The organism is Lactiplantibacillus paraplantarum (genome assembly GCF_003641145.1).
Classification (GTDB): Bacteria; Bacillota; Bacilli; order Lactobacillales; family Lactobacillaceae; genus Lactiplantibacillus; species Lactiplantibacillus paraplantarum.
On the sequence record NZ_CP032744.1, the window covers coordinates 1,251,130 to 1,268,550 of the forward strand.

The following is a 17,421-nucleotide window of genomic DNA, read 5'->3' on the forward strand; positions in this document are numbered from 1 at the left end:
TCACTCCCTTCGGCGTTGCATGAGCCACACGAGCCAACCAGTCAAGCCAGCTGTCAACAGACCTAACCAGACTAAGAGTTGGCGGGCCTCATCCGTTTGTGGTAACACTGATTGATCCGGCTGTATCGCCGCGGCTGATGGCGTCTGAGTCGAGACTTGTTGAGCAGCGGTGGCGATGATATTGGGTACCGCCAGATACTGATGGGGACGGGGGTGTTGGAAATTTGTCAGATCCGTCCCGGCTTGCCAGTCGGTCAATGTTACACTAGTGTCAGTTGACGTTGCCGCTAGGGCATCGGGACTCCGACAGCCACCAGCGAGGGCTAGTCCAAGGCTTAATGATAGTAAAACTAGCCGCCTGAATTTAGCCATAACGATAACCTCCTTGTTTGAGTACCAAGTTAGAAGATAATCTAAAATTAACTGCTTATTTAGGTTCTGCGATTGTGTCGTTTCATAATTAGATAAACGATTCCGGCGGATAAGCCAGCAATTACAATGACGATTAGGACGTACCACCAGATACTGATGGGGGCGGCCGGGTCATTCTTGGCTTTTTGATTATTTTGACGTGCTTGTTCAGTCGTAATCTTAAAGTCCCGGGACCAATGCCAAGTTTTTTTGGCCCATTTGGAGTCGTTAGTCGTTGCGGTGACGGATAAGGTATAATCACCCGCCCGCATGACTTGATCGTCTAAAAAAGTGGGGTAAGTGAAGTTCGAATTGGGGGCCATGATCAAGTTGTCGCTACTGTTCTGATAGAGTACCTTGGAACTGCCTTTTCTCGTGACCTTAGTGGTCAGTTTTAATTGCGAGACCACTGCTGGTTCTGGGTTCCGAATGGTCGCGAGCACGACTTTGCGATAGTTGCGTAATCCGGGAGTGACCGTCCCCAAAGTCAACTTAGGCTGTGCAATTTCTTTGGCCGTCAGTTTAACCGCTAACGCATAACTATATTTTTGGTTAATATTGACGCCCTTGGATGCTTTTTTCGCGCCTTGCCCCATTTTTTCGAAGTACCATGAGCCTAAGATTACACCGGTATCGAATCCTTTGGGAATGTTGATTGTGGCGCTGACGACCCGGTTACTTTTGGCGGGGACCGTGACTTTATCGGAACCGGCTGCCAAAGTCGCAATTTGATCAAAACGATATTTTAAGCTGGCATCGTATCGTTTGGCTGTTTGGGTGTAAGCGATTTGGCCTGAATCATTCGTAAATGTCGTGAGTAGCTGGGTCTTGACCGTAATTGCTTGGTCAGTCGGGTTATAGACCCGCGCCTGAATTTTACGAGTGGTGCCCGCCTTGGCCTTAAGGTCGAAAAACGGACTGCTAGCATCGACTTCTTGGCCCGGACTGATTTTATTAACACTATATTGAACTTCGGCATTGGTAGCGGTGGCCTGGATGCTTGGTGAGGTCAAACTCATGAAAACCAAGCCACCAATTACGCCGAATAAGCACATCAATTTTTTCATGATTACCTCCTAGTTGGTGGTTGCAGCAACTAACGTCCAAACTAAGTTGTTCGTATAGTTACCGACTTGGGCCGTCAGCTTGGGGATTGAAAGGGTCACTGCACCCGCGTTCCAAGTATTTGTGGAAGTGGCTTTACCGACACCCGCCTGATTTGGGGCGCTGAAAACGACTTGGTCAAAGCTGGAAACGCTTACGCTCGGTGCAACAGTTAGTTTGGTGTCGGCTACCGAAGCTGGCTCATTCAAAGAATTACGGGCTGTTCCTTGTGGTAGATGAATAACAGCACCATTAAGCACGTGATTGTTACTATCGTTAGTTAACGTGCGATCCTGCTTCACGTTGACCTGCCAGCCATTGGCAGTCGTGCGTTTGTCTGAGACTTGTAGATATTGATTATAGGTGCCAGTTGCGGTATAAGTTTTGGCAGCGTTGGATGTTGTTGCGGTACCAAAATCGATGCTTTTAGGAGCCACGTCAAGTGTTAATGTGCCGGTGTTATTAGTAGCTGGGTTATTTGGATCAGCGGGCGTTAATGGGACGTTAGGACTAGTCGGGTCGACTGGTGCTGTGGCACTAGTATCATCTTGGAAAGTTATTGTGCCATCAGTCGTTGCCCCCATGGCTGTCATCCCACTTGTCATTAGTCCCAGAATCACTAAACCAGCGCTAAGACTAAAACGAGTAAGCATAAGCGATCCCTCCTTATGACTAACTAGTGGTAGCGGCTGTCAAGGTCCAAGTCAAAGTATTGGTATAAGTTCCTGGTTTGGCCGTGTTTTGGGGGATCGTTAACGTTACGTCGGTTGGGTTCCATGCTTTAACTGATGTTCCTTTACCAGCACTCGGGGTAGTTGTGGTACTGAAGACAGTCACGGCACCACTAGTATTGGTCACATCGGCAGTTTTCACATCCAGATTGGTGTCAGGGTCAACCGAGCTGGATGCGAGACTATTACGTGCAATTCCGGCAGGCACGTGAATGGTCGTTCCAGTCAAGACGTGCGTGCCACTCTCAGCAGTTTCAGTTAAGTCTTGATCTTGCTCAACGGTGACGGCCCAACCTTGTTCGTCAGTCCCCCGGTTGTCGGTGACCTGCAAGTATTGATGACCACTATCTGTCGTAGTAGCCTCATAAGTGTGCTCGGCAGCATAGGTCTGGACAGAGCCAAAATTAAAAGTTTTGGGGGCCACGTCCAGTGTTAGGGCGCCCATATTACCGGTAGCCGGGTTGTCTGGATCTGCTGGGTCTTGTGGATTGGCTGGATTAGTTGGGTCCACTGGAACAGTTGGTCCCGTATTTTCTGTTAATTCCAAATTAGTGTCTGTGCGGGCAGTTGAGTCAGCCGTTGCCATGACGGCGGGCATTCCCAGTAAGCTTAACAACATGGTTGCAGTAATCACTGTTTTTTTCATGATGGATCGCTCCTTTTTGGTTGTGCGGCCTGCGGTGATCAACAAACATTAGGTAACGATAATAAACTTCCGGCCGGAATATTATATATCTCATATCGTTGTCATAAGACTATCATGAACTGCCGGAATTCAGCTAGTTTTATGCATGCTGGTTAATACATATCAATTAGTAACAACTTATTGTTTTAGGGGCTACTTGTGAGCTTGACTGATTTTAACCGATGTATGCTGGAAAAACTCTCAAGTATAAGATGATTAAACTATCACTTATACTTGATAAATATTTATGTTGACATTATTTCTATTTCTTTAAATCTAAAGGGGGGCTGTGCGGTGAAAAGCAATTATTAATGGACTGCAATGGGCATTGGTATTAGATGACTTAGGTCTACCAGCTGAGAACAGTGTGTGTGGAACGTACCATTCAATTACAGACGCGATTGCTGGTAATTTTTGGTAACAGCCAGCTGGTAGTTGCTCTGACGATACGTCGCTTAGTTGAGGGGTGATTGAGAACTTGGTCGTAGGTGAAAATAATGATAGTTTATTTGTATCCGACTTTGACCAGACGGATGCGGTGTCATTTTTCAAAATCACCATACAAATAAGTCAGAAATGACACAGTGTGAATCACATGACAGTTCTAACAAGGTAGTTTAAGCACAAAAAAAACATCCTGACGTTTTAAATGCCAGGATGGTTTAGTTTTACTTAACTTAGTTAGAACTTGATGAAGATGAGGTTGAAAGGTATGACGATAAGATATCCTTCAAATCGCTATCCTTGATTGAAACGTTCCCACCTTTAAGCACTTTAGAAACAACACTTTGTAAGACAGTGGAGTCGCTCATGTCATTGTCCCAAATTTGTTTCTTCAAATCAGCGGTGTGATCAGACATCTTACCCTTACCAGGGTTCTTGATCATCCGAATGATTTCGTAACCGTCGCTAGTCTTAACAGCAGAAGTGGTGTATTCGCCGTTCTTCAACTTGAAAGCGGCCGTCAAGAATTTAGAGGTGTGCGTTGTATCGGTGTTATCAAAGGCTGATAACTTACCACCATCGTTCTTAGTCGTCGTATCAGTTGAATACTTCTTAGCTAACTTAGTAAAGTTGGCTTGGCTAGAATCCTTCTTCAAAGCGTCCAAGACTTTGTCAGCAGTATCAGACTTGGCAACTAAGATATGTTGAACCGTGACTTTAGGTTCGTATGACTTCCATTGCTTCTTCAAAGCTTTGTCAGTAATCTTAACCTTGTCTTTAACGGCTTCTTTCAACAATAAGTTAGAACGTAATTGTTCTTTGAAGGTCTTAGTCGTCAAACCATTTTGTGATAAGACCGTTGAGAAAGAACTACCATATTGTGACTTGTAAGTATTATATTGCTTCGTCACTTGTTTAGTAGAAACCTTTGAGCCGTAATCCTTTTCGAGCACCTTGTTCAGAATCATTTGTTGTAAGACTTGCTTACCTGAAGAGGTTCCCTTCATACTACTGTAATATTGGCTTTCGGTAATCTTACCACCGGAAGTTGATGCAACGGTCTTGCTACCACAACCAGCTAAGGTGAAAGTTAGTAAGACACCAGCAAGGGCAATGAGCCATTTCTTCATTCCTAAAACACATCCTATTCTTGAAATCGTTCTGCATTCGCAGACTTCACAGACTACTATACCATATCTATGAAAGCTTCTGCAGGCATATAGAAATCTTTACAAAATTTTCAGAGATTTCACAGCCTCTTCATAAATTCTACCTAATGTGTCAGTAGATTTAAACAAAATGGGCTTGTAAAGATAGCAAACAAAAGAATCGCGTGCCTGCATGACAGACACGCGATTACGTTATTAATCCGGTGTATTAGTTAAGTGATCTAAGGTTGCTTGTAGATGATCAGCTCGCGTCTTCATAATTGCCATATGGGGCTCAATTTTGAATTGAAATTTGTCCAGTTCAGTTTGAATATCATCAAAAACTTCGGCTGCGTGGGCCATTTGGACACTCAGGTTACGCTGCGCATCACTAAATTCTTCCCGTGCATCCTGTAAATCATCCGCGGCATCTAAAACCTCTTGCACATAACTTTTAATGTCAGTATAGAGTGCTTTGGGTGTTTTCTGGTTGATCAACATGTAAGCCGTGGCACTGAGACCTAAGCCAATCAGACCGTTACGAATAAACTTTGCCATGTTAAGCCTCCTAGTGTGCTAATTCAGTTTTGATGGCGTTTTGTAAACGGGTGTAGTCGGTTTCATCATACTTTTTGGCATTATCTTTAAAAATCATCCGAAAATCATCTTTATCGCTGTAACGTGGGATGAGGTGGAAATGGGAGTGGAAGACGGACTGATAAGCTACCGCACCATTGTTGTTAACGATGTTCATGCCAATAATGTTGTCGTCAGAAGCTTTAATGGCGCGGGCAATTTCAGGAATTCGGGCGAACACAATACTAGCAAGATCACGGTCATAGCCAAAGATATCAGCAACGTGTGTCTTGGGTACTACGAGGGTGTGCCCAGGGGTGCCTTGGGAAATGTCGAGAAAGGCTTTGACCATGTCGTCTTCATAAACGGTATAGCTCGGAATATCGCCCTTAATAATTTTACAAAAGATACAATCGTCATCGAGTTTTGGTTCAAAAGCTGTCATGTGATAACCTTCTTTATTTATTAGTTAGCTTCATTATACACTATCGGTGTTACCGCAATCAAAGCGCGGGCGACACTGAACAGTAATCGTGAAGTTTCGGTAAAGTTGACGTGCCACGAGATGGCCCGATAGTGGCTGAAGTAGTTGCTATGCTATAATAGGAACACTTATACCAACACAGAAAGAGGTTAACGTTATGGCATTAGCGGTACAGCACTTAATTGGTGGGTATTCGCAAATTCCCGTCCTAAAAGATATTAGTTTTCAGGTGGAACCCGGTGAGTTAGTTGGCTTGATTGGACTTAATGGGGCTGGTAAATCAACGACCATTAATCATATTATTGGGCTGTTGACCCCCATGAAAGGCACGATCGCGCTTAACGGCGTGACGTTGGCACAGGATCCGCAAAGTTATAAAAGTCAGATTGCGTACATTCCAGAGACCCCAATATTATATGAAGAATTGACTTTAAAAGAACATTTAGAAATGACGATGTTAGCTTATGGTTTAGATCAAGATCAGGCTTGGCAACGCGCTCATGACTTATTAAAAACCTTCCGATTAGATAATAAGTTGGATTGGTTTCCCGCTAATTTTTCAAAGGGTATGAAACAAAAAGTGATGATTGTTTGTGCATTCATCACTAACGCTAAGTTGTTTATTATTGATGAACCGTTCTTAGGGCTTGATCCGTTAGCAGTACACGATTTATTGGCGCTAATTGCAACGGTCAAAGCACAGGGCGCTGCCGTGTTGATGTCAACTCACGTCTTAGACACGGCTGAAAAAGCTTGCGATAAGTTTGTGTTATTACACGCTGGTGAAGTACAAACACAGGGGACTTTTGCTGAAATCAAAACGAATTATCCGGATGCCGGTGAGTCGTTAAATGATATTTATCTTTCATTGACCGGGGTGACCCGTGATGAATGAGTTGTTTCAAACGCGGCTACAGCGTCATTTACGCCGGATGCTACGTTACTTACGGCTGGTTTTTAATGATCATTTTGTGATTGCCCTGATGTTTTTTGTTGGTGGCCTTGGTCTAGCTTATTCGAATTGGCTGAAGTCTCTCGGCCCGCAGCAGACGTGGATCATTGTGCTCCTGGGTCTCTTATTGTGGATTGGACTAAGTGTTAGTCATATCGCGACGTTATTAGAGCCGGCCGATGCTGTTTTCTTATTACCACGTGAACGTGATGTTCATGCTTACTTTGTCAAAGCATGGCGGTATAGTTGGTGGCTGGCGCAAGTCGTTCAAGTGATCTTCGTGGGGCTGACCGTGCCGTTACTCATGATTGTCGATCAAATGACAGGGTGGTCACTGCTAGCATTATTAATTACTCAATTGGCATTAAAAGATGCCCAATTAACCTTGAGCGTGACGAACTTATATCAAGTGTCGCCAACGATTAAGCGCTGGTTGCGTCCCCTATACTGGTTGGTCGCGTTAGTAACGTTAGCGCTGGGCTTAATGGTGACACCGTGGTTAAGTGCTTTGATCGCCATCGTTGTCGCAATTGGGCAACGTTATTTGCACCAGCGAATCTGGCCAACAACGGTGGTGGCTTGGCGTGATGATATTAACGCTGAGGCGAACCGCATGTTAGGTATTTACCGGTTCTTTAATTTATTTACTGATGTGCCGATGGTTCAAGGAAGCGTCAAACGGCGTCGCTATTTGGACTGGTTATTACGGTGGTTACCTAAAGATCAGCAACATGCATTTGGTTATTTATACACGCGTGGCATGTTGCGTGGGACCGAGTTTAGTGGGTTAGTTGTCCGGTTGACATTGATTGGTGCGGTATTGTTGTACTTTAGTGGTCATGGCTGGTTGGCGATAGCGTTGGATGCCTTGTTTATTTATTTGATTGGGTTCCAACTGTTGCCGTTTTACAAGCAATACGATAATATAGTTTTTACGCACATTTATCCGTTGACGACTCAGCAACGGTTGCAGAATTTTCAACGGTTATTACGAAATGTGCTGAGTGTGACCGGCGTTGTCTTTTTGATTGCCTTTTGGTTAAGCAACGCATCGTTAGCTCAAGTCGGAATTTTACTTGTGGTTAACGTGATTGAAATCTATCTCTTAGTTACTTGGTATCTTAAATTACGATTAGCCTAAAACCTTGTTGTATCAAGGCTTAAAAAGGACTTGACGGATTCAACTTTCGTCTATAAAATGTGATTGTTAAGTCAAATAATAATGAGTCATTAAATAAATTTTGAGAGGAGTGGGGCTGATGGATTTCGAACTTGATGATGGCTGGGACGTCTACCCGATCTATGGGAATACGAACAAAGCTTTCATGGGCAAAAAAAATCACCAACGATTGTTCTTAAAGCGAAACGCCTCGCCGTTCCTAGCGGCGCTGTCGATGGAAGAAATTACCCCGCGATTGATCTGGACAAAGCGTATCTCTAGTGGTGATACGCTGACTGCCCAAGAGTGGTTGAATGGTCAAACTTTAACGAAGCAACAAATGCGGCTGCCTGAAGTGGCGCATTTATTGGCACGTGTGCACAATTCCGAGTTGCTTCATCGGATGTTAAGAAAAGTCGGTGGTCAGAGTGCTCGGCCGCAAGACTTTATCCAGCAATATTTACAAGATTTACCAGATGATTTACGGCAGCACCCGTTAATGGCCCGGGTACTTAGTGAATTAAAAGGAACTGCACCAACTTTACCAGTCACTGATTATCGTGTCTGTCATGGTGATCTTAACCATAAGAACTGGTTGTTATCTGATCGACAACAACTGTACTTAGTTGATTGGGACTCCGCACGGTTTGCGGATCCGGCTTCAGATATTAGCATGTTGCTATGCGAATATGTGCCATTGAAAGATTGGCAACAGTGGTTTAGTGAGTATGGCGAGACCATGACGACCGCCTTACGAACACGGGTCGTATGGTATGCAAAGATTAATTTACTATTGAATATTAAGGATAATTATTATCGGAATCAGTACCATCAGATGAACCATGAAATTATCTTTTTGGAAGAACTATCGCAATACGAAGTTTAATAACGACCAACCGATAGCCGCGAGTCCCAGTCGGAATTCGCGGCTATTTTATTGAGTCAGCCGATGAAGAAGGAGTCAACAAGATGCGTGTGAGAAATAAACCGTGGGCACCCAAGTTAATTGCCGCCCACCCAGAACTAATTACCGAAGATCCAACGCAATATAAAGGGCATTGGCAAAGTCGTTTTGCCAAAGCGCAACCGCTCCAGATTGAAGTTGGTAGCGGCAAGGGCCAATTCATTATTGAGATGGCCAAGCGCCATCCTGAAATTAATTATGTGGCGATTGAGATTCAGACCTCAGTGATTGCGATTATCTTAAAGAAACTAGTTGAAGCGCCGTTACCTAATTTACAATTAGCACACGCAGATGGGCAGGCGGTGACGGCCTTTTTTGAGCCTCATGAAGTTGACCGTTTGTACTTGAACTTCTCTGATCCCTGGCCCAAATCTCGTCATGAAAAGCGCCGTTTGACGTACAAATCGTTTTTGAGTAGTTATCGAGAAGTCTTAAAAACCAACGGCCAGATTGAATTTAAAACCGATAATCGCGGCTTGTTTGAATTTTCGTTAACGAGTATGAATAATTTCGGCATGCGGTTTGAACAAGTCTGGCTGGATCTACACGCTGTTGCAACGCCTGAAGATAACGTCGAAACTGAATATGAACAGAAGTTCAGTGTGGCAGGACCCATTTACAAAATTATTGCAACTTTCCCAGCTGAATAGATTGAATGAGAACGGTGAGCGTCGATACGCTCGCTGTTTTTTTGTTTTAGATATAATTATCGTGGAATATAAAAATTGAGCTGCGGAATCGGAATTCTGCGGCTCAATTTTATGTTATGTTGGTTGCTAGTTATTAAAGTCGATAAATGTCTAAAATACTACCAGTATTCGCATCTGCTAAAAATTCGTATTGTACCAGCTGACCATCCTCGTAACGGGTAATGCCGCCATAGTAGACGTCTGTACGTAACGCGAATTTTTGTAGTGGGGATTTTTTCATTTCGATCCACGAGCCTTCAATCGGTGCTTCCTTCAAGAATGCGCGCTTGACTTGGCTAAGAATTTGGTTAGGGGTGGGGCGGCGCAACCGCTTGAACAGTCCGCCAACGGAAAAGCCCCCGGCGATGCCAGCCATCCCAACTGCTAACAAGCCGCCATATTGTAATTGTTTATTCATGATGTTGCGTCTCCTTTCAGCTAACTTGACTAGGAAATGTTTTATTTAAATTTAGTATACCAATGATTGACGAGAATACAAAGAAAAGTCATAATTAATCAGTATGATTTAAGAAAAATACGATATAATATAGTATTGAACGCTAAAATGAGAGTAAAGGGGTTTCACATGTTAATTACAAGTTATAATCCATCAGAATTAGGTGACACGTTAATCACCATTTTACGACCAGATACGGCCACCCAAACGATTGAGACACATGCCAATGTGACGCGCATTAGCGACGCTGACAGTGGGGAAACCTTAGGCTATAATTTCTTTGACGTTTCCAAGACGTTAGGTGACTTAAACGCTAATGGCCAAGTTCACTTAACGACCGAACAAGTTGAACAATTAAATAATTTATTAAAAACCAATGATTTTGAACCCGAATTAGTGTTAGACACTGACCCTAAGTTTGTGGTCGGCTACGTGGAATCGGCCGAAGCACATCCTAAATCTGATCATTTGCAGATTACCAAGACCAATATTGGCTCAGATCAGCCGCTTCAGATTGTGAGTGGTTCCCCTAATATGCAGGCGGACATTTTAGTTGTCGTGGCTAAAGTCGGTGCAATGATGCCTAGCGGTTTAATTATTTGGCCGGGTGAATTACGAGGCGTTAAGAGTGACGGCATGATTGTCTCTGGACGAGAATTGCATTTACCGAATGCACCACAACGACCAGGCGCTTTGATTTTGCCAGCCGATTATCAACCAGTGGGTGCAGCGTTTGATTTCAAACGCGCCCAGACATTATTTACCGCTTAACTTGCAGACATTAAAAACTAGGATGATTGAAAATGAACCATTATGATGGCCCGGCATTTTTCCGGAAATATCGATTTAATAAACCACAAGTGAATAATTCAGCGGCCAGTCAATCAACTTCTGCAGTGGCGTCGGCTAGCCCGCAATCCGCCGCTAGTGCGGTGTCTAAGCGACCAACTAGTCAAGCAAAGGATTCCAAGCAGGTAGCCAGTCAAGCTGCTCGGCCAACTAGTGATGCTACGACTAGCTCAACACTTTTTAATGGTGGGACGCACGGGACTTTTCATCCGTCTCGGGTACCGTCACAACTTAGTCCGGCTTTAACGAATGGTGGTATTATTCAGGATCACGATGATCGTAATTACTTAGAGATCGAAGCGAGTTTGCATAAACGGCCGGAAACCTTCTTGTTATTTGCAGATACGACGGCAGCTGATTTACCAGTTGTTGACTTGCAACGCTCATTGGATGCTAGCCCGGCGGAGACTAGTCGTACTGAACAATCAGCTGGTCAACAGTCAACGACAGTAGCGGTCACTAGCCATGCCGAACATGCAATCGCGGCTGTTTCTGCCAGTACGACGATCGCTAGCCAAGCAATGCGGGCTGTAACGGCTGAATCGGACGCGACTGACTCGTCACAGACGGGGATGCCGGCGACGTTGCCAGCAACATCAGCAACCAGTGTGCGGCCGACGGAAGTGTTTGAACCGACTGAGCCTGAATTAGCACGTTCAGCGGCTGCAATTAATACGCGGCCAGTCGATAATTCAGCGGTATCAACGGCTCCTACAGAAGTATTTGAACCGATTGATCCAGCTCTAGCAGCGTCTGCAGCGGCCGTTAATGCGCCAAAGGCAGTTAGTTTGGCATCAGCAAGCCCTACAGAAGTATTTGAACCGACTGATCCAGCTCTAGCAGCGTCTGCAGCGGCCGTTAATGCGCCAAAGGCAGTTAGTTTGGCATCGGCAGGTCCTACAGAAGTATTTGAACCGACTGATCCAGCTCTAGCAGCGTCTGCAGCGGCTGTTAATGCGCCAAAGGCAGTTAGTTTGGCATCGGCAGGTCCTACAGAAGTATTTGAACCGACTGATCCGAGTCTAGCAGTATCTGCGGCGAGTGCCAATGCTGCATCTGATCTAACTGAAATAAAATCAGCGGCAACCAGTACAGCACCTAAGCCAACGCATGGTTTAGGATTGTCTTTAGGGGATATTATGACTGCTGAACACGATGCGCAAGCCGATTTGGCCTTGTTTAAGGATCAATCAGCAGCGGCCGTTTCAGCAGCCTCAAAATCGGCTGCTATTGAGCCCCATTCGCAGGTTGATGAAGAGCCCTATCAACCCGTTGGGATGCGCCCAGTCAGCACGAGTCCCGCAGCAACATCGACGGCCATAGTGTCAGTTAGTGCTACCGCCACCATGCCGGTTTCACAGGGGAGTGGGGGTGCTAATGCGACAACGGAGCCAGCACAAGTTGCTACTTCGGCGGTCACAACTAGTCCTGCATTGTCGGAGACACCAGCATTGGATTCACAACCCGAGTTAGTTCACAGTGGGGGTTCGGCTGCTCCGGTCCTTGAAGATAAGGAATTAGCGGCATACCATTTACCACCGTTGAATTTATTAAAGGCACCAATCGTTGCGAATGAATCAGAAATGGACGATTGGATCGAACAGAAGGCCAGTGCTTTAGACGAATCACTTGACGCATTTGGTGTCAACGCTAACGTGGTCGACTGGACGATTGGTCCAACTGTTACCCAGTTCCAAGTAAAACCGGCTCGAGGCGTCAAGGTCAGCAAAATCACCAACTTAAATGATGACTTGAAGCTGGCCTTGGCTGCGAAGGATATTCGAATTGAAGCGCCGATACCAGGTCGTAATACAATTGGTATCGAAATTCCAAACAAGAAGTCCCGACCAGTTATGTTGTCTGAGGTATTGGACTCGGATAAATTCCGTGATAGTCAATCACCACTGACTGTAGCACTCGGTGTCGATTTGTTTGGTCAACCACAAGTCACTGACTTGCGGAAGATGCCTCACGGATTGATTGCCGGGGCAACTGGTTCTGGTAAATCAGTTTTTATCAATAGTATTTTGGTTTCAATCTTGTATAAGGCTAATCCGCAACAGGTCAAATTATTGTTAATTGATCCAAAAGCGGTTGAATTAGCACCATATAACGAGATTCCACACCTACTAGCACCTGTGATTTCAGAACCTAAAGCAGCCTCAGCAGCGCTAAAATGGGTTGTTGATGAGATGGACAATCGGTACGACAAACTAGCGGCTGGTGGTGCTCGTAATATTGAACAATTCAATAAACTAGCTGATGAACATGGTGAACCTGCCTTGAAGATGCCGTATATTGTGATTGTCATTGACGAGTTAGCTGACTTAATGATGGTTGCCTCTAGTGAAGTCCAAGACTACATTGCCCGGATTACCCAGAAAGCCCGAGCGGCAGGGATTCATTTACTAGTTGCGACCCAGCGGCCAAGTGTTGATGTGGTCACTGGTTTGATCAAGAATAATATTCCAACGCGGGTGGCCTTCATGGTTGCTAGTCAGATCGATTCGCGGACAATTCTGGACGCGAGTGGGGCGGAACGCCTGTTAGGACGCGGGGATATGTTGTATCTTGGTAACGGCCAACCCGCGCCGCTTCGGTTGCAGGGGACGTTTGTGGATAGTGAAATTGATAGTATTACCCAGTTTGTTCGTGATCAGGCGGCGCCGCACTATGAATTCCAGCCAGACAGCTTAATGAAACATGAGGAAGCAGCACGCAATGAAGATGATCTAATGCCTGAAGCCTTGGCTTATATCGCCGATGAAGACACTATGTCGACATCAAAATTGCAACGAAACTTCTCAATCGGGTACAATCGAGCGGCTAATATTATTGATGATTTGGAAAGTCGCGGCTATGTTTCAGCAGCTAAGGGATCCAAACCACGCGATGTATATTTTACGGCAGCAGATTTAACTAAATTACAAGCCAATTCATAATTAAAAATAAACGATTCACCGCATGGTTGATGAATTGTGAATATGGGAGATTATTAATATAATGGATAAAGCAACGGTTTATTATTTTGTTGGGATCAAGGGCTCTGGTATGAGCTCATTAGCTTTAATTTTGCATGACAAAGGTTATCAAGTTGAAGGCTCAGATATCGAACAATACACGTTCACGCAAAAAGGACTGGCTGCGGCCGGTATCAAGATGTTGCCGTTTTCGGAAGCTAATATTCGTGAAGGCTTGACGGTGATTGCTGGGAATTCATTTACTGATGATCATCCTGAAATCAAGAAGGCTCGTGAGATGGGCCTACCCGTTTACCGTTATCATGAATTCCTTGGCAAATTAATGGAGGGCTTTACAAGTATCGGTGTGGCTGGTACTCATGGTAAGACGTCGACAACTGGCTTACTATCACACGTGTTGAGCCATATTGCCCCAACGAGCTACTTGATTGGTGATGGAACTGGCAAGGGTACGCCTGATGCGCGCTTCTTCGTCTTTGAAGCGGACGAATATCGGCGGCACTTTGTCGCTTACCACCCCGACTATGCGATCATGACGAACGTTGACTTTGACCATCCTGACTATTACAAGGATTTGGCTGATGTTCAAGCCGCTTTCCAACAATTTGGTAATCAAGTAAAGAAGGGCATCTTTGCTTGGGGTGACGACGAAAGTCTACGGAATCTTGACGTTGATACCCCAATTTACTATTACGGGACGAATGACCGTGACGACTTTCAAGCGGTGAATATCAAACGGACGACTAAGGGGTCTTCATTCGAAGTGAAGTACCACGATGAGTCGTTAGGGGAATTCGAGATTCCGTTGTTTGGTGAACACAACGTCTTAAATAGTACGGCTGTCATTGCGGTATCCTATTTTGAAAAAGTAAACTTGGATGAAATTCGGCGGGAACTCCTCGACTTTAGTGGTGTTAAGCGACGTTTTTCAGAACAGCAAGTTGGCGATATGGTTATGATTGACGACTATGCACATCATCCATCTGAAATTAAAGCAACGTTGGATGCTGCCCGCCAAAAGTATCCGGATAAGGAAATTTTAGCAGTCTTCCAACCACATACGTTCTCACGGACGAAAGCATTGATGGACGGCTTTGCAGCCAGCTTAAGCAAGGCCGATCACGTCTTTTTGACCAACATTTTCAGTTCCGCCCGTGAAAAGTCCGGCGATGTCTCATCTAAAGATTTAGCCGCTAAGTTACCTAATGGTGGTGAGATTATCACGACCGATGACATGTCGGCTTTAACGGCTTATCACAATGCTGTCGCTGTCTTTATGGGTGCTGGTGACATTCAAAAGTACGAAAAGATTTATAAAGATCAAATGAAATAATGCTTAAAAAGCGTTCCTGGTGGGGGACGCTTTTTTAGTCCGTCTTTAAATTGATTTGTCATTAACCAGCGTTAGCATCCAAGATGACATCTCAATGGGGGAGATTATTGGCAAACAGCATTTGCGCGTCCTATTTCGGCCTTACAAGTTTTAATGAAACTTATGCAGTCGATAAATAAAGCACCAATGAGGATAATTCACTGGAATCTCCGTCATTGGTGCTTTATTAGTGTGTATGATTTTCAGGTGTTAACCACGTGGCTAGTGGGGCAGGTGCTACAATCTTAGTTTTGTTGTTTTTGGGCCTTGTTTAACATTTTTTTAGCTTCACAATCGTAGTCGCAGGCCGCGCACTTGCCTTTTTTAGCACGTTTGACCACGCGATAAATCTGATACCCAGCAGCCCCAATAATTAGTGCGATAATTAAGAAATTAATGAATAATGCCATGTGAATCAAACTCCTTTCAGATAAACAATTGGCCAATTTGGTAAATAATGAAGGCCAAGGTGTAGGCAATGACTAAACTCGAGAAGACGGCGTAAACGGCCCACTTGGTTGACCCAGTCTCGGACTTAATGGTCCCAATCGTGGCGAAGCACGGGACATATAGCAGGATGAAGACGAGCATCGCGTATGCGGATAGGGGTGTAAAGAAACGCCCCATCATGGCAATCAAGCCGGCCTGATTAGCGCTATGGAACATCACCATCATACTAGAGCTGATGACTTCTTTGGCTAGAATCCCAGTAAAGAGCGCTGAGATAACTTGCCAAGCAGTCACACCGAGTGGCGCGAACAGCGGTAATAGTGTTTTACCAAGTGTCGCAGCAAAGCTGTTGTCGATATCGCTGACTAAGCCACTGGTGCCGAATGAGGAAAGTAACCAGATCAATACCGTACCGGCAAAAATGATCGTACCAGCCTTTTTAATGAAACCCTTGCCCTTGTCCCAGGTGCCACGCCAAATAATGTCAACTCGTGGAATATGATACTGTGGCAACTCAACGATGAAGACGGAACTATCATCGACGTTGAAAATCAGTTGATAAAATTTAGCCATACCAAGGGCGACGGCAATTCCTAAGAAGTAAATCGATAAGACGATCAAGGCCTGATTTTTGGGAAAGAAGGCCGCTACGAATAAGCTGTAGATTGGCAGCCGGGCCGAGCAACTCATAAATGGGGAAATCAGCGTGGTAATCAAGCGTTCTTTAGGTTGTTCGATCGTCCGGGCGGCCATAATACCAGTGACGTTGCATCCAAATCCAATAATTAGGGGGATAAAGGCCTTCCCATTGAGACCAATCATCTGCATCAAACGATCGGTGACTAGTGCTGCTCGCGCCATGTAACCCGAATCTTCTAAGATTGAAATACAGGCAAATAGGACGAAAATTTGGGGGATAAAGACCAACACGCCACCGACCCCGGCAATTAAGCCGTTAACAATCAGTGAGCGCAAGACCGGGATGGCTCCAGCCATGGTCAACCAGTGACTCACGGTGCTGGACAGTGGGCCGGAGACAAAGCTATCTAACAAATCTGACAAGGGCGTGCCGACCCAATCAAAGGATAATTTGAACATCAAGTAGAAGATTCCTACAAAGACGGGCAACCCCAAGAATGGATTGGTGACCCATTTGTCAATTTTGGCGGTCATTTCCACATGACTAGTACTCGCCAAGTTTTGACTAGCGCTGGCTAAGGTCTGTTCAATAAAATCTAGTCGGGTTTGGAAGATCTGCTCATCGAACTTTTGCGCATCGTAGTAAGCGGCTTGACTAGTGAGTGGTGTCAAGCCCATGTGTTTCGCGTAGGCTCGAATGGGCTTATTTTGGTTAATAAATTGAATCGTCAGCCACCGTGCGAAGTCTGCTGTCAAATCAAACTTTTTGATGAGCTGTTGGCTAGCCTGACGAATGGCTTGCTCAATCATGAAAGGATAGTTGAGTTTGAGCGGTGTCGCGGCCGGATGGGGTCCTGCCAATAAGTCTTCGCGTAGCTGCTTCAGCCCTTCTTTATTGCGGGCGTTAGTCGCCTTGATCTGACAGCCAAGTTGTTCAGCTAGCGTGTCAAAATCATAATAATGGCCCGTCCGTTTGAGGTCATCAATCATATTGAGTGCGATAATCACTGGTGCACCAAATTCCAACACTTCGATCGACAGCAACAAGTTACGCTTGAGCTGACTCGCGTTGGTCACATTCAGAATTAGGTCAGGATGGTTATGCAGCAGGTAGTTGGTGACGACTGCTTCATCCTTGGTAATCGGATTAAGCGAATAGACCCCGGGTAAATCGACCATTTCAACTTCGGAATGCCGAATCCGGCCCATCTTCTTCTCAACGGTCACGCCAGTCCAATTGCCAACATACGCGTATTTATCCGTCAGTTCATTGAATAGCGTGGTCTTACCAGTATTGGGATTTCCGAGCAATGCAACCGTCGTCAT

17 protein-coding genes are annotated in these 17,421 nt (G+C 45.1%); 7 read left to right on the plus strand and 10 right to left on the minus strand.

All coding sequences use genetic code 11. The features are described from left to right. From LP667_RS05960 to LP667_RS05990, 7 genes are all read right to left on the minus strand, one after another. Positions 1-372: an LPXTG cell wall anchor domain-containing protein gene (locus LP667_RS05960; RefSeq protein WP_021731784.1), complete on the minus strand. Its 372-nt coding sequence runs from the start codon at positions 370-372 to the stop codon at positions 1-3. Positions 373-431: 59 nt separating this feature from the next. Next, positions 432-1,478: a WxLIP family cell surface protein gene (locus tag LP667_RS05965; protein WP_021731783.1), complete on the minus strand. Its 1,047-nt coding sequence runs from the start codon at positions 1,476-1,478 to the stop codon at positions 432-434. 9 nt (positions 1,479-1,487) lie between these two features. Then, positions 1,488-2,168: a WxL domain-containing protein gene (locus tag LP667_RS05970; protein WP_021731782.1), complete on the minus strand. Its 681-nt coding sequence runs from the start codon at positions 2,166-2,168 to the stop codon at positions 1,488-1,490. Positions 2,169-2,187: 19 nt separating this feature from the next. Beyond that, positions 2,188-2,892, minus strand: a complete 705-nt coding sequence (locus LP667_RS05975) for a WxL domain-containing protein (RefSeq protein WP_021731781.1) — start codon at positions 2,890-2,892, stop codon at positions 2,188-2,190. Between the two features lie 716 nt (positions 2,893-3,608). Next, on the minus strand, positions 3,609-4,505 hold the full coding sequence (locus LP667_RS05980; protein WP_021731780.1) for a peptidylprolyl isomerase PrsA: 897 nt from the start codon (positions 4,503-4,505) through the stop codon (positions 3,609-3,611). 234 nt (positions 4,506-4,739) lie between these two features. Then, on the minus strand, positions 4,740-5,081 hold the full coding sequence (locus LP667_RS05985; protein WP_021731779.1) for a YtxH domain-containing protein: 342 nt from the start codon (positions 5,079-5,081) through the stop codon (positions 4,740-4,742). Positions 5,082-5,091: 10 nt separating this feature from the next. Further along, positions 5,092-5,544 carry an HIT family protein gene (locus LP667_RS05990; RefSeq protein ID WP_021731778.1) on the minus strand — a complete coding sequence of 151 codons (453 nt, stop codon included), beginning with the start codon at positions 5,542-5,544 and terminating at the stop codon, positions 5,092-5,094. Between the two features lie 196 nt (positions 5,545-5,740). On the opposite strand from LP667_RS05990, the gene LP667_RS05995 reads away from it, so the two are divergent. The 4 genes from LP667_RS05995 to trmB all read left to right on the plus strand — a co-directional run bounded on the left by LP667_RS05995 (position 5,741) and on the right by trmB (position 9,308). Then, positions 5,741-6,478, plus strand: a complete 738-nt coding sequence (locus LP667_RS05995; RefSeq protein WP_021731777.1) for an ABC transporter ATP-binding protein — start codon at positions 5,741-5,743, stop codon at positions 6,476-6,478. Further along, complete coding sequence (locus LP667_RS06000) at positions 6,471-7,676, plus strand: ABC transporter permease (protein ID WP_021731776.1); 1,206 nt, start codon at positions 6,471-6,473, stop codon at positions 7,674-7,676. The genes LP667_RS05995 and LP667_RS06000 overlap by 8 nt, the downstream gene beginning before the upstream one ends. A gap of 118 nt (positions 7,677-7,794) precedes the next feature. Next, positions 7,795-8,580, plus strand: a complete 786-nt coding sequence (locus LP667_RS06005; protein WP_021731775.1) for a phosphotransferase family protein — start codon at positions 7,795-7,797, stop codon at positions 8,578-8,580. A gap of 83 nt (positions 8,581-8,663) precedes the next feature. Beyond that, positions 8,664-9,308 (plus strand): tRNA (guanosine(46)-N7)-methyltransferase TrmB, encoded by a 645-nt coding sequence (gene trmB / locus LP667_RS06010; RefSeq protein ID WP_056988316.1) that lies wholly within the window; start codon positions 8,664-8,666, stop codon positions 9,306-9,308. Between the two features lie 133 nt (positions 9,309-9,441). Here trmB and LP667_RS06015 read toward each other — a convergent pair whose 3' ends face one another. After that, a complete protein-coding gene (locus tag LP667_RS06015) occupies positions 9,442-9,765 on the minus strand; it encodes a PepSY domain-containing protein (protein WP_003640256.1) in 324 nt (107 codons plus the stop codon). A gap of 168 nt (positions 9,766-9,933) precedes the next feature. Here LP667_RS06015 and ytpR point away from each other — a divergent pair, with 168 nt between their 5' ends. From ytpR to murC, 3 genes are all read left to right on the plus strand, one after another. Next, positions 9,934-10,575, plus strand: a complete 642-nt coding sequence (gene ytpR / locus LP667_RS06020) for a YtpR family tRNA-binding protein (RefSeq protein ID WP_021731773.1) — start codon at positions 9,934-9,936, stop codon at positions 10,573-10,575. A 32-nt stretch (positions 10,576-10,607) separates the two neighbouring features. Continuing rightward, positions 10,608-13,595: a DNA translocase FtsK gene (locus LP667_RS06025; RefSeq protein WP_056988315.1), complete on the plus strand. Its 2,988-nt coding sequence runs from the start codon at positions 10,608-10,610 to the stop codon at positions 13,593-13,595. A gap of 61 nt (positions 13,596-13,656) precedes the next feature. Beyond that, on the plus strand, positions 13,657-14,967 hold the full coding sequence (murC, locus tag LP667_RS06030) for a UDP-N-acetylmuramate--L-alanine ligase (protein WP_021731771.1): 1,311 nt from the start codon (positions 13,657-13,659) through the stop codon (positions 14,965-14,967). 284 nt (positions 14,968-15,251) lie between these two features. Here the strand turns inward: murC and LP667_RS06035 are convergent, their stop codons facing one another. Together LP667_RS06035 and feoB are read right to left on the minus strand one after the other, a co-directional pair. Further along, positions 15,252-15,416 carry a FeoB-associated Cys-rich membrane protein gene (locus LP667_RS06035; protein WP_011101416.1) on the minus strand — a complete coding sequence of 55 codons (165 nt, stop codon included), beginning with the start codon at positions 15,414-15,416 and terminating at the stop codon, positions 15,252-15,254. A 16-nt stretch (positions 15,417-15,432) separates the two neighbouring features. Further along, positions 15,433-17,421 carry a ferrous iron transport protein B gene (feoB, locus tag LP667_RS06040; protein ID WP_021731770.1) on the minus strand — a complete coding sequence of 663 codons (1,989 nt, stop codon included), beginning with the start codon at positions 17,419-17,421 and terminating at the stop codon, positions 15,433-15,435.